This is a genomic window from Allobosea sp. UNC402CLCol, assembly GCF_000745475.1.
Taxonomy (GTDB): domain Bacteria; phylum Pseudomonadota; class Alphaproteobacteria; order Rhizobiales; family Beijerinckiaceae; genus Allobosea; species Allobosea spartocytisi.
On record NZ_JQJJ01000001.1, the window covers coordinates 99542 to 112391 of the forward strand.

Genomic DNA, 12850 nt, shown 5'->3' on the forward strand with positions numbered 1-12850 from the left:
GCGCTCCTGCATGGATCCCGGGTCAAGCCCGGGATGACCGCGCATTTCCGTGGCAACTCGACATTCTTTCCCAGGTCAGCGCCGCGTCGTGCGCCCTGAGCTGTAGGCGAAGGGGTCATGCTCCGGCGTGATCGGCTGCGCCTCTTCCGAGCCCTGCTGGTCGACGACGCCGGAACCTCCGCCATCGCCGAGCACGACCTCCTCCGACGGCTCGACCGCGCCGGGCAGGGTGAGTGGCCCGCGCGCCTCGCTGGGCAAAGGCTGCGGCTGGAAGCGCGCGCCGCCCTGCTGCCGGCGTGCGTCGTAGTCCTGGAGGAACCGCATCTGGGCGTCGAGGCTGTGGTCCTGGCCCTGGCCGTTATTGGCGACCGGATAGCCGCCCTGCACGGCGCCGGGCGGGCGCAGGCCATCGTTCGGGCGGCGCAGCGCCGGCCCGCCGGCATAGGCGGTGGCGGCGGGAGCGCCGTCCCGCTGGGGCGCCGGTGCGCTTTGCGCCGAGGAATAGGTCCGGGCCGGGTCCGGCGGCGGCAGGTTGTAGTTCGGCGTGTATTTGATGATCGGCTTGCAGATGTGCCGGCCCTTGGAATGGCGGGCGAGGTCGATATGGATGTGGTCGTAATGCATCGGATCGGCGCCCGGCCCGAGGACCGTGCCGAAATAGGTGCAGGCGCCGACGAAGACCTCGCGCAGGAAGTTCTGTTCCTCCGGCGAGCCGCGCCAGCCTTCCTTGACCGTGACGACGCGGTTGTCGTTCAGCCGGAAGGAGAACACGTCGACGGCATTGCCATAGGCATGCTCCGAGGTGGCCGTCGTATAGGTGCCGTTGTTCATGGAGCGGCAGGAATAGGAACCGGCGCGGATCTCGATCACCTGCGCGCCGAAGATGTTCATAGCGGCCGGCTGCACGACCTCGGCGAACCACTGGTCGGTCGTCGCCACGACCGGGCAGGCGAGCAGGGCCGGGCTCTTCAGGGCGACGCTGCCGTTCTGCAGGGCGGTGACCTTGAGCGGCTGCTGCATGCCGCAGACGCCCGGCCCGTCGATCGCCTTGCCGCGCAGGCTGACATAGCTCGAGAGCTGCACCTGGCCGGAGCTCATGCAGGTGGCTTCCGCCTGATCGCGCCAGGGAGCGCGCTGCGGTTTCTGGAACTTGCCGCAGCCGGCCAGCCCGGCGGCGCCGGCCAGACCAACTGCGATGAGGGCGAGTTTTACGCGTCGCATGACCATTCAAATGCGAAGCGTTTGGTGAACGGTTTCTCAACCGACTGCGCCCCGGCCGCCACAGCCGGATTAACTTTGGCGGAGTGGTGAATGCCGACTTAATCCGGCGTTTCCCGCGTTAACGGATGCCGATTGCGCTGCAGCCGGCCCGGTGCGTCGTTCAGTCCGAGGTCAATGCGGAAGAGTCCGGAGAAGAGCGCTGCAACGACTTGGGAAGCCTTTCCGGGCGCCGGTTGCGCGACTGCCGGCATCAGAAATATCCCCAAATCTATTCAAGGATTTAACGCAAGTTTAAGCATGATCTAGCCTTCGCCACCATGCCGCCACGGTGCCGCCCCCTTGCGGCCGCTGCCAGTTCTGGTAGCTTCTGCGACAGGTCAATGACACAGGAGGGTGTGATGACTGTCACGCTGCGTCTCGACCGGTTGATCATGGGTGCGGCCTTCGTTTTCATGATGGCAATCGTTCTGGGAGCGTTCTGACACAAGGGTCAGTCTCGAAGTCGCTAGGACCACAAGAGCCATAAACGATGACGCCGCCGGGAGATGTCCCGGCGGCGTTTCTGTTTCGCGAGATCGCTCGCTTGAAAGATCGCTCCTGCGCCGGATCGCTGGCGTGAAAGGCTCAGCTTTCGGGGCAGGGTGTTTCCGTCACTTGCCAGGACATCAGGTTGGTCACGCGGCTGCAGGCCGCGATGCGCGGGCCCTGCGAGGTGCGGATGCAGGAGGACGAACCCTCCGCGATCTTGCGGCCGTTGTTCCAGCAGAAGCAGAGCGGCTCGGGTGCCTGGGCGAGGCGCGGGCCGTCGAGTGGAATGGCCGGTTCTCCCGCGGCGGCGGCTTCGGTGATCAGCAGCAGGACGGCCAGCGCCAGGAGCCAGCTCAACAGGCGATGTCGGTGAGGCCTCGGTTCATGTCCGAACATGGCGCTCTTTCCTTCGTCCGCGGAGGACGATGCGACACCTTACCACAGGTCAGTGATCACGACGAATGATTATGCACCGATTTGAAATAGTGAGATCTTTCAGCCGGTTAACAAGCATCCATCTTGCGGCGCGCGCGTTCCTCTCCCATATTGAGCGCCGTCGAGCCCATGGAGGCTCCGGGAGGAACAATGTCTTTGATCTCGCTCGCCCGTCGCGGACGTGCCGTCGCCCTGGTTGTTGGAGCCCTTATGTTGGTGCCGCTGGTTGCCGAGGCGCGCCCCGGTGGCGGCCGCAGCTCGGGCAGCCGCGGGATGTTCTCGAACAGCGCCCCGGCCCCGACCAATACGATTCCCGGCGGCGCGCAGTCCTTCCAGCGCAGCGCGGCCCCTTCGCCGTCCGTCGCCAACCCCGGCATGGGCGCCGGCGCTGCTGCCGCGCAGGCGGCCCGTCCGTCCTTCGCCCGCAACATGATGATGGGCATCGGCGCCGGCCTGCTCGGCGCCGGCCTGTTCGGAATGCTCAGCGGCTCGGGCTTCTTCGGCGGTCTGGCCTCGCTTGCGGGCATCCTCGGTTTCTTGCTGCAGATCGGCCTGATCGCCGGCATCATCATGCTGGCCATCCGCTTCTTCCGCCGCCGGTCCGAGCCGCAGCTCGCTGGCGCTGGCGCTGGCGCGCCCTATGGCCGCGAGGCCTATGGCGCGCAGCCTGACGCGGCCCAGACTGCTGCCGCCCGCATGGGCGGCTTCGGCGGTGGCGCGGCCCAGCCGGCCACCACGCCGATCCAGCTTGAGGGCGCCGATTTCAGCGCCTTCGAGCGCCTGCTCGGCGAGGTCAACGCCGCCTATTCGAACGAGGACGAGGCCGGCCTGCGCCAGCGCGTCACCCCGGAGATGTTCGGCTATTTCGACGAGGATCTGACCGAGAACGTCCGCCGCGGCGTGGTCGACCGGGTCTCCGACGTCAAGCTGCTGCAGGGTGACCTGTCCGAGGCCTGGCGCGAGGGCAGCACCGACTACGCCACCGTCTCGATGCGCTTCAGCCTGGTCAACGCTCTCTATGACCGCAAGAGCGGCCGCGTCGTCGACGGCAATGCGACCGCGCCGCAGGAGGTCAAGGAGTTCTGGACCTTCCTGCGCGAGCGTGGCGGTGAGTGGAAGCTCTCCGCGATCCAGCAGGCGGCCTGAACCTCCGCAATCCTGCAACAAAATCGCATCACGGCCGGGGCAACCCGGCCGTTTTCGCATGCGCCCGGCCATGCGCGGTTTCGGGTGTCGCGCCGCGACGAACCGGCTTATAGCGATAATCGTCCCGCCTTGGTCGTCTTGCGTTAGTCGTCCTGCCTTGCCGCTTCCGTCCGGAAGCCCTTTCGGAGCCTGCCCCATGAGTGACATGCGTCTCGTCGTCGTCGGCGCCGCCGGGCGCATGGGGCGCATGCTGATCAAGGCCATCGATCAGGCTGAGGGATGCCGCCTGGTCGCTGCCGTCGAACGTCCGGGCTCGCCGGCCCTGGGCGCCGATGCCGGTCCGCTCGCCGGACTGCCGCCGCTGGGCGTGACCGTGACGGGCGATCCCGCTGCCGCTTTCGCGCAGGGCGATGCCGTGTTCGATTTCACCTCGCCGGAGGCGACCGTCGCCTTCGCGCGCCTCGCGGCCGATGCCGGCATCCTGCATGTGGTCGGCACGACCGGGCTGGAGCCGGCGCATCTTGCGGCGCTGGCGGAGACGGCGCGGCGTATCCCGATCATCCGCTCCGGCAATATGAGTCTCGGCGTCAATCTGCTGGCGGCGCTGGTCCGGAAGGTCGCCGCGACGCTTGGCACCGACTGGGACATCGAGATCGTCGAGATGCACCATCGCATGAAGGTCGATGCGCCCTCCGGCACGGCCGTGCTGCTGGGCGAGGCGGCCGCGGCCGGCCGCGCCGTCGACCTCGCCGAGCAGCGTGTCGCAGCCCGCGATGGCATCACCGGCGCCCGCGACCCTGGCACGATCGGCTTTGCCGCGCTGCGCGGCGGCACCGTTGTCGGCGATCACAAGGTCATCTTCGCCGGAGCGGGCGAGCGGCTGGAACTCGCCCATGTCGCGGAGGATCGCAGCCTCTTTGCCCAGGGCGCGATCAGGGCGGCGCTCTGGGGCCGGGGCAGGGCGCCCGGCCTCTATTCCATGGCCGATGTCCTCGGCCTCGACACGCTGTAGCTCGTGACCCGGAATCGGCCATGACGCGGATCGCCGTCGCCCCGGGCGTCGTCCACTGGCCGGGCCGGCTCTCGGCCGCGGAGCAGGGCGCTCTGCTGGCCGAATTGCGTGCGGTGGTCAGGCAGGCGCCCCTCTTCCAGCCGCGCATGCCGAAGACCGGCAAGCCGTTTTCGGTCAGGATGACGAATTGCGGCCCGCTCGGCTGGGTTTCCGACGAGAGGGGCTATCGCTACCAGCCGCTCCATCCCGAGACGAAGGAGCCTTGGCCGCTGCTGCCGGCACCGCTGCTGGCGCTGTGGGAGGAGCTTTCCGGCTATCCCCATCCGCCCGAGGCCTGCCTCGTCAACTATTATGCGGCCGGCGCGAAGATGGGCCTGCATCAGGACCGCGACGAGCAGGATTTCGACGCGCCGGTGCTCTCGATCTCGCTCGGCGATGCCGCACTCTTCCGCATCGGCGGGACGACGCGCGGTGGCAAGACGGCTTCCCTCAAGCTCGCCTCCGGCGATGTGCTGGTTTTCGGTGGCGCGGCGCGGCTCGCCTATCACGGCATCGACCGCGTCCTGTCGGGCTCCTCGACCTTGCTGGCCGAGGGAGGGCGCCTCAACCTGACGCTGCGGCGCGTGACGAAGCCGGATTGAAGATGATCGGACCCCGTCCTTCGAGACGCCGCTTCGCGGCTTCTCGGGGGGAGGACTGCACATCGCAAACGGGATTTATTCGCTCGTGCCGCCCGGCAGCTTCGGGAAGGACCAGCCGAGCAGCAGCGAGCCGGCCCTGAGCCCGAAGCCCATCGTCAGCCCGCCGAGAGCCACGGCATAGGCGGGCAGGCCAAGGCCATGGAGCAAGGCGGTCGCCGTCGCGCCGGCCGTGGCGGCGGTGACATAGAATTCCCGGCTCCACAGCACCATCGGCCTATCGCCGGCGAGGATGTCGCGCAGGATGCCGCCGAAGGTCGCGGTCATGGCACCGAGCGCGATGGCGGACAGGACCGGCGCGCCGGCTTCGAGCCCGATCAGGGTCCCGCTGACGGCGAACATCGAGAGGCCGGCGGCGTCGCTCCAGAGCAGCAGCTTGCGCCCGCTCCAGCCCTCGAGAATGCCGGGGCGCAGATAGGCCAGCGCCCAGGCGCCGATCGCCACCACGGTGCAGATGATCACGCTGGTCGGATCGTGCACCCAGCGCGCGCTATGGCCGAGCAGCAGCTCCCGCAGCGTGCCGCCGCCGACGCCGGTGACGGTCGCGAGCAGGATGAAGCCTAAGGGGTCCATGCCCTTGCGGGCGGCGACGAGGGCTCCGGTCAGCGCGAAGATGGCGACGCCGGCGCCCTCGAACATCGATCAGTGACTCGTGGGCTTGTCGCCGCCCTGCTCGGCCTTGGGGCCGCCGGCCGAGATGCCGACGAGGGCAGGGCGCAGCACGCGCTCGCCGATCTTGTAGCCGACCTGGACCACCTTGGAGACCATGCCCTTGGGCGTGGCCGGATCGGGCGCCTCGAACATCGCCTGATGCAGGTGCGGGTCGAACTTCTCGCCCAGCGGGTCGATCTTGCGCACGCCGTGACGCTCCAGCGTCTTCAGCAGCTCGCGCTCGGTCAGCTCGACGCCGTCATAGAGTGCCTTGAGCGTGGCGTCGGCGGCGTCGCGCGCAGTGTCCGGCACGCTCTCGAGCGCCCGGCGCAGATTGTCCGAGGAGCCGAGCATGTCGCGGGCGAAGCTCGTCGCCGCATAGGCCTTCGCATCGGCGATCTCGCGCTCGGTGCGACGGCGCAGGTTCTCCATCTCGGCGAGCGTGCGCAGCAGCTTGTCCTTGAGGTCGTCGCGCTCGTTCTGGAGCGCCGCGATCTGGGCCTCGTTGCCCCCTTCGGTGGCCTGAGCCTGCTCGGGAGCGTCGGTCGCGGCTTCGAGGTTCGGGTCTTCCGTCGCAGGGTTGCGCGTCATTGCCTGTTCCAATTCCCATCCATCAATCTGGCTGGCCGTGCCGCCCGTCGCCGGGCCTGGCGGGTTTCCCCGGAAACGCGGCCGCGTTCGAGGCCGATATCGGGCTTATGGCGGCCCAAATCAAGCGCGCGCCGGGACTTTCGTCCTGGCCGACGCCGCCTTGCCCCCCTCGAACTCGAACACGTCCAGCAAGGTCTTGCGGATCGCGAGCTGGCGCGCGGTCGAGACGATCTTCGCATTGGTCAGGTCGGTGACGTAGAAAACGTCGACCGCCTTCTCGCCGAAGGTCGCGATATGGGCGGAGGCGATGTTGAGGTTGAGCTTCCCGATCGCGGTGGTGAGGTCATAGAGCAGGCCCGGCCGGTCAAGCCCGGAGACCTCCAGCACCGTGTGGCGGCTGGACAGCACGTTGTCGATGACGATCTCCGGCGCGAGCTGGAAGGTCTGGCCGCGTGGCGGCGGCGCGCGGCGCTGCGCGACGAGATCGGCGATCTTGATCTCGCCCTTCAAGGCCCGTTCGATCGCCGCCGCGATCCGCCCGGCCCGGCGCAACTCGTCGTCGTCGCGGTCGAAGGCGCGCGAGACGGAGATGGTGTCGAGCGCGAGCCCGTCCGTGGTGGTGAAGATCTGCGCGTCGACGATGTTGCCGCCGGCCGCAGCGCAGGCGCCGGTGACGATGGCCAGAAGGCGCGGATGGTCGGGCGCGAGCACGGTGAGCTCGGTCACGCCGCGGAACTGGTCGGTCTCGACCACGGTCGCGGTGGTGCGGCCGGCCTTCTCCGCCTCGCTCAGGAAGCGTGCGTGCTTCTCCTGGTCGGCGAGATCGACCTTGATCCAGTAGGGCGGGTAGTGGCGCGCGATATAGGCCTCGCGCTCCTCCTCGCTCCAGTCGGAGAGCCGCTGGCGCAACTCGTCCTGCTTGCGGCCGACACGGGCCTTGCGCTCGACCGCCGAATGCCCGCCGGTGAGGACGAGCTCGGTCTCGTAATAGAGCGTGCGCAGGAGCTGGCCCTTCCAGCCGTTCCAGACGCCGGGACCGACCGCCTTGATGTCGGCGACGGTGAGGATGAGCAGGAGCTTCAGCCGTTCCAGCGTCTGCACCGTGGCCGCGAAGCTCTCGATCGTCTTCGGGTCGCCGAGGTCGCGGCTCTGCGCCACCGTCGACATGTCGAGATGGTGCTCGACCAGCCAGGCGACGGTCTCGGTCTGGCCCGGCGTCAGCCCGAGGCGCGGGCCGAGCTTGCGGGCGATGCGCGTGCCGGCGAGCGAATGGTCCTCCGGCCGGCCCTTGGCGATGTCGTGCAGGAACAGGGCGACATAGAGCGCCCGCCGGTTGGCGACCGTCGGCATGATCTCGTTCGCGAGCGGGTGCTCGGCCTCGAGCGTGCCGGAATCGATCTCGGCCAGCACGCCGATGGCGCGGATCAGGTGTTCGTCCACCGTGTAGTGGTGGTACATGTTGAACTGCATCATCGCCACCACCCGGCCGAAATCCGGGACGAAGCGGCCGAGCAGCCCGGACTCGTTCATGCGCCGCAGCACCACCTCCGGCGAGCGCCGCGCGGTGAGGATTTCCAGGAAGATGCGGTTGGCCTCGGGGTCGTGGCGCAGCCCGGAGGTGATCAGCCTGAGCGACTGCGTCACCAGCCGGCTCGTATCGGGATGGATGGCGAGGTCCTCGCGGCTGGCGATCTGGTAGAGCCGGAGCAGGTTGACCGGGTCGCGCTCGAAGGCGCTGTCGTCGATGACGGCGAGGCGCTGGCCCTTCAGGGTGAAATCGGTGTGGCCAAGCGCGCGCACGCGCTTGCGCTTGGTGAAGGAGCCGAGCAGGCGCGAGAGCGTTGCGCGCGGCTTCTGCTGGCGCGCCTCCAGCGCGGCGCAGACGATGGCGGTGAGGTCGCCGACATCCTTGGCGACGAGGAAATAGGCCTTCATGAAGCGCTCGACCGGTGCCTGGCCGCTGCGGCCGGCATAGCCGATGGCCGCGGCCACCTGCCGCTGCAGGTCGAAGGAGAGCCGCTCCTCCGCCCGTCCGGTGATGAAGTGCAGCCAGCAGCGCACGCGCCAGAGGAACTCCTCCGAGCGCTCGAACATCTGCAATTCCTGCGTGTCGAACAGGCCCGCCGCGACGAGCTCGCGCACATCCTTCACGCGGTAGGCGTATTTCGCGATCCAGAACAGCGTGTTGAGGTCGCGCAAGCCGCCCTTGCCATCCTTGACGTTGGGCTCGACCAGATAGCGCGAGGTGCCGGCGCGCTGCACCCGCGTCTCGCGCTCGGCGAGCTTCGCCTCGGTGAAGGCCGCGGCCGTGCCCTCGACCACCTCGGCGTCGAAGCGCCGGACCATCTCGTCGAACAGCGCCCTGTCGCCGCTGAGGAAGCGCGCTTCCAGCAGCGCCGTGCGGATGGTCATGTCGGCACGCGCTTCGCGGATGCAGTCGTCGACCGAGCGGACCGAATGGCCGGTCTTTAGCTTCAGGTCCCAGAGCGGGTAGAGCATGGACTCGACCACGCTCTCGCCCCAGGCGGTCTGCTTGTGCGGGAACAGGAAGAGCAGGTCGACATCCGAGCCCGGCGCCAGCGTGCCGCGACCATAGCCGCCGACGGCGGCGACCGCGATGCGCTCGGATTGCGAGGGGTTGTCGGCCGGATAGAAATAGCCCGTCGCCGCCTTGTGCAGCGCGATGACGACCGCATCCATCACCGCGGACAGCCGGTGCGCGCAGGCGAGCCCGCTGCGCGGCCCTTCGAGAATGGCGCGGGCCGAGGCGTGGCCGTCGTCGAGGAGCTGGCGCAGCGCGCCGACGAGGAGCTGGCGCTTTTCGGCCTTGTCGCGCCGACGTGCCGAAGCCAGCAGGCGGGTGACGCCGGCCTCGGGATCCTGCAGCATCTCGGGAAGCGGAAGGGCGGGCTTGTCGTGGGCGGCTGACACGGCAGCAGGGTCTCGCTGTGAAGCCTGTTCCTATCATGACGGCGCGCCACGCAGGAACGCTTAAAATACACGTGGATTTCCGTGAATTTAACGGAAGGACATGCGGGTCCGTGTTGTTTGACATACAGAACGATCGGACCTAAGAAGCGGATACGCGCCGATTTGAGCCATCAGCTTGCGGGCGCGAAACAAGTGCAGCTAAAGCGTTGGGAGGGGCGATGAGCGCCCGATCCCTCGCATCGTCGACAAAAGAGGGATCATCCGATGACCAGCATCACCCGCCGTCTTGCGCTCGCGGCCCTGGCGGTCGCCGCGCTCGCCACTTCCGCCTTGGCCCAGCCCAAGGAGATCCGCCTGGATTACGCGACCTATAACCCCGTGAGCCTCGTGCTCAAGGAGCGCGGGACGCTGGAAAAGGCGCTGGAGGCCGACGGCATCAAGGTCCGCTGGGTCTTCTCGGCCGGCTCCAACAAGGCGCTCGAATTCCTCAATGCCGGCTCGATCGATTTCGGCTCGACCGCCGGCGCCGCCGCGCTGATCGGCAAGATCAACGGCAACCCGATCAAGTCGATCTATGTCTATTCGCGGCCGGAATGGACCGCCCTCGTCACCGGCGCCAAGAGCGAGATCACCAAGGTCGCCGACCTCAAGGGCAAGCGCGTCGCGGTCACGCGCGGCACCGATCCTCACATCTTCCTTGTCCGGGCGCTGGCCGATGCCAAGCTGACCGAGAAGGACGTCAAGCTCGTGCTGCTCCAGCACGCCGATGGCCGCCTCGCGCTGGAGCGCGGCGATGTCGATGCCTGGGCCGGGCTCGACCCGCTGATGGCGGCCGCCGAGGTCGAGAGCGGCGCCAAGCTGTTCTACCGCAAGCCCGAGGACAACACCTGGGGCATCCTCAATACCCGCGAGGCCTTCGCCGCGGAGAACCCGGCGCTCGTGCGCAAGGTCATCGCCGCCTATGAGGAGGCGCGCCGCTACGCGCTTGCCAACCCCGTCGAGCTCAAGAAGATCCTGGTCGATTACACCAAGCTCTCCGAGCCGGTGATCGAGCGCCAGCTGACTCGCACGGAGCTCACCCATTCCGCTATCGGGCAGGCACAGATCGACAGCATTACCGCGGCCGGCATCGCGCTGAAGGAGGCCGGCGTCCTGCCGGCCACTGCCGATGTGAAGGCGGCAGTCGACTCCTTGATCGATCGCGGCTTCCTCGCGACCAATTGAGGCGCGGCCCGGCCCGATGAGCGCGGTGGAGGCCGAAGCGGCGGAGACGGTCCGGCAGGAGCGGCAGGGCGGCCCGAAGCCGCGCCGTCCCAACCTCTCTTTGCTCGGCTTCGTGCTGCCGGTGCTGCTGGCCCTGCTCTGGGAAGGGTTGGTGGCGGCCGGCATCGCCAATGGCCGTCTGATGCCGCCACCCAGCGTCATCGGCCGCACGCTCCGGGATCTGGCCACCTCCGGCGAGCTCCTGACCCATGCGACGGCAACGCTCTCGCGCGTTGCGGCGGGTTTCGGGCTCGGGGCGCTGGCGGGAACGGTTCTGGGCGCGCTGACCGGCGCCCTGCCGGTGGCGCGCCGCCTACTCGATCCGACCTTGCAGGCGCTCAGGGCCATCCCCTCCATCGCCTGGGTGCCGCTCTTCATCCTCTGGCTCGGCATCTTCGAGGCCTCGAAGGTCGCGCTGATCGCGGTCGGCGTCTTCTTCCCGGTCTATCTCGGCGTCGCCGCCGCGATCCAGGGCATCGACCGCAAGATCGTCGAGGTCGGCCGAGTCTTTCGGCTCTCGCGCCTCGCCATGGTCAGGCGCGTCCTGCTGCCGGCGATCCTGCCGGACTGGATCACTGCGCTGCGCTCGGGCCTCGGCCTCGGCTTCATGTTCGTGGTCGCGGCCGAGATCATGGGGGCGAGCGAGGGGCTGGGCTATCTGCTCGTGGACGGCCAGCAGCTCGGCCGCCCCGACACCATCATCGCGGCCATCATCAGCTTCGCCGTGCTCGGCAAGCTGGCTGACGGCCTCCTCGTCGCCATCACGCGGCCCTTCCTCGCCTGGCAGGATACGGCGCGCGACAAGCTCTGAAGGCTTAACCCCGTGCTGAGTTTCGACCGGCTGTCCAAAACCTATGCCGACGGCACCCATGCCCTCTCGGCGATCGACCTCGAAGTCGGGCGCGGCGAGATCGTCGCTTTGCTCGGCGGCTCGGGCTGCGGCAAGACGACCTTGCTGCGACTCGTCGCGGGGCTCGACACGCCGAGCGGCGGCGCGATCCGGCTCAATGGCGAGACCGTCGCCGCGCCGCGCGCCGATGTCGGCGTCATCTTCCAGGAGCCGCGGCTCTTCCCCTGGCTCAGCGTCGCGGAGAATGTCGGCTTCGGCCTGTCGCATCTCTCCGCCTTCGAGCGGGAAGGGCTGGTGACCAATGCGCTGGTCCGCGTCGGCCTCGCCGGCCATGAGAAGCGTTGGCCGCGCGAGCTCTCCGGCGGCCAGCAGCAGCGCGTCGCCATCGCCCGCGCCCTCGTCACCCGGCCGAAGCTGCTGCTGATGGACGAGCCCTTCTCGGCCCTCGACGCGACAACGCGGGCAAGCCTGCACGGGCATCTGCTGGCACTCTGGCAGGAGAGCCGGCCGACCGTCCTGATGGTCACGCATGATGTCGAGGAGGCGGTGACGCTCGCCGACCGCATCGTGGTGATGCAGCCGCATCCCGGCCGGCTCTTCGACGAGCTCGACAACCCGCTCGCCCGGCCGCGTGATCGGCTTTCTCCGGCCTTCGAGGCGACGAAGCGGGAGGCGTTGCGCGCGCTCGACCGCTCGCTGCGCCACGAGGCGCCGCATCAGGAGAAGGCAGCTGAGACCGCCGGCATGTGGTGGTAGCTCGGCCGCGGCGCGCCGCCTCTGGCATTGGTCGCGGCTTCGTCCTATCAGCCGCGTGTCGCGATTTCACAGTCTGAACGAGAGGGTCGGTTCCATGGACGTCACCGCGCTGCGCGCCTTGCAGGCTCCCCTCAAGGACGAATACCGGAGCAACCCCGAGGCGGCGATCGTCACGCTCAAGGCCCATGGCGAGCTCGACGACCAGCACATCGCCTGCAAGGTCGAGACCGGCCGCGCCATCGCGCTGGCCGGCCTGCATCCCGCGACCGGCGGCTCCGGGGCCGAGCTCTGCTCCGGCGACATGCTGCTCGAGGCGCTGGTCGCCTGCGCCGGCGTGACGTTGAAGGCCGTCGCGACGGCGCTCGAAATCGAGCTGAAGAAGGGCGTGGTGCGGGCCGAGGGCGATCTCGACTTCCGCGGCACGCTCGGTGTCGTCAAGGATACGCCCGTCGGCTTCAAGGCGATCCGCCTCTCCTTCGAGGTCGAGACCGACGCGCCGCAGGAGAAGCTCGACACGCTGCTGAAGCTCACCGAGCGCTACTGCGTCGTCTTCCAGACGCTCAACGTGAAGCCGGAATTGTCGGCGGTGCTGGACCGAAAAGCCTCCTGAGCCACCGCCTGGAGCGCTTTCGGGCGCGCCAGGTCTCGGTCGAGCGGGCCATTGACGCCTAAAGAAAACGGCGCCTTTCGGCGCCGTTTGTGTTTGTGACGGAGCGCCTTGAAGGCCGGGCTCCCTCAGAACTCTTCCCATCCGGTGTCGATGGCGCG

The 12850-nt window shown here is 68.4% G+C and carries 12 protein-coding genes; 7 read left to right on the forward strand and 5 right to left on the reverse strand.

The annotated features are described in order from the left end of the window. Positions 1–75 precede the first annotated feature (75 nt). Complete coding sequence (locus GY40_RS26330; protein WP_156115824.1) at positions 76–1221, reverse strand: extensin-like domain-containing protein; 1146 nt, start codon at positions 1219–1221, stop codon at positions 76–78. A gap of 624 nt (positions 1222–1845) precedes the next feature. Further along, positions 1846–2106 (reverse strand): hypothetical protein, encoded by a 261-nt coding sequence (locus GY40_RS00485; protein WP_038357755.1) that lies wholly within the window; start codon positions 2104–2106, stop codon positions 1846–1848. Positions 2107–2394: 288 nt separating this feature from the next. Here GY40_RS00485 and GY40_RS00490 point away from each other — a divergent pair, with 288 nt between their 5' ends. The 3 genes from GY40_RS00490 (at position 2395) to GY40_RS00500 (ending at position 4983) form a co-directional block, all read left to right on the forward strand. Next, positions 2395–3330: a Tim44 domain-containing protein gene (locus tag GY40_RS00490; protein ID WP_248311051.1), complete on the forward strand. Its 936-nt coding sequence runs from the start codon at positions 2395–2397 to the stop codon at positions 3328–3330. Between the two features lie 205 nt (positions 3331–3535). Continuing rightward, positions 3536–4342, forward strand: a complete 807-nt coding sequence (gene dapB, locus GY40_RS00495; protein ID WP_038357759.1) for a 4-hydroxy-tetrahydrodipicolinate reductase — start codon at positions 3536–3538, stop codon at positions 4340–4342. A gap of 20 nt (positions 4343–4362) precedes the next feature. After that, the gene (locus tag GY40_RS00500) at positions 4363–4983 is read left to right on the forward strand and encodes an alpha-ketoglutarate-dependent dioxygenase AlkB family protein (RefSeq protein WP_038357761.1); all 621 of its coding nucleotides are present in this window, start codon (positions 4363–4365) and stop codon (positions 4981–4983) included. A gap of 75 nt (positions 4984–5058) precedes the next feature. Here the strand turns inward: GY40_RS00500 and GY40_RS00505 are convergent, their stop codons facing one another. The 3 genes from GY40_RS00505 to GY40_RS00515 form a co-directional block, all read right to left on the reverse strand. Further along, positions 5059–5679 (reverse strand): trimeric intracellular cation channel family protein, encoded by a 621-nt coding sequence (locus GY40_RS00505; RefSeq protein WP_038357762.1) that lies wholly within the window; start codon positions 5677–5679, stop codon positions 5059–5061. A 3-nt stretch (positions 5680–5682) separates the two neighbouring features. Then, a complete protein-coding gene (grpE, locus tag GY40_RS00510; RefSeq protein ID WP_038357764.1) occupies positions 5683–6282 on the reverse strand; it encodes a nucleotide exchange factor GrpE in 600 nt (199 codons plus the stop codon). Positions 6283–6402: 120 nt separating this feature from the next. Continuing rightward, positions 6403–9171 carry a [protein-PII] uridylyltransferase gene (locus tag GY40_RS00515; RefSeq protein ID WP_051987383.1) on the reverse strand — a complete coding sequence of 923 codons (2769 nt, stop codon included), beginning with the start codon at positions 9169–9171 and terminating at the stop codon, positions 6403–6405. Between the two features lie 306 nt (positions 9172–9477). Between GY40_RS00515 and GY40_RS00520 the strand changes: the two genes are divergently transcribed. From GY40_RS00520 to GY40_RS00535, 4 genes are all read left to right on the forward strand, one after another. After that, a complete protein-coding gene (locus GY40_RS00520) occupies positions 9478–10437 on the forward strand; it encodes an aliphatic sulfonate ABC transporter substrate-binding protein (protein ID WP_038357766.1) in 960 nt (319 codons plus the stop codon). 16 nt (positions 10438–10453) lie between these two features. After that, entirely contained in the window at positions 10454–11287 is an 834-nt protein-coding gene (locus GY40_RS00525) for an ABC transporter permease (protein WP_051987377.1), read from the forward strand. 12 nt (positions 11288–11299) lie between these two features. Continuing rightward, the gene (locus GY40_RS00530; protein WP_038357768.1) at positions 11300–12082 is read left to right on the forward strand and encodes an ABC transporter ATP-binding protein; all 783 of its coding nucleotides are present in this window, start codon (positions 11300–11302) and stop codon (positions 12080–12082) included. Between the two features lie 94 nt (positions 12083–12176). Then, on the forward strand, positions 12177–12692 hold the full coding sequence (locus GY40_RS00535) for an OsmC family protein (RefSeq protein ID WP_038357770.1): 516 nt from the start codon (positions 12177–12179) through the stop codon (positions 12690–12692). Positions 12693–12850: the final 158 nt, after the last annotated feature.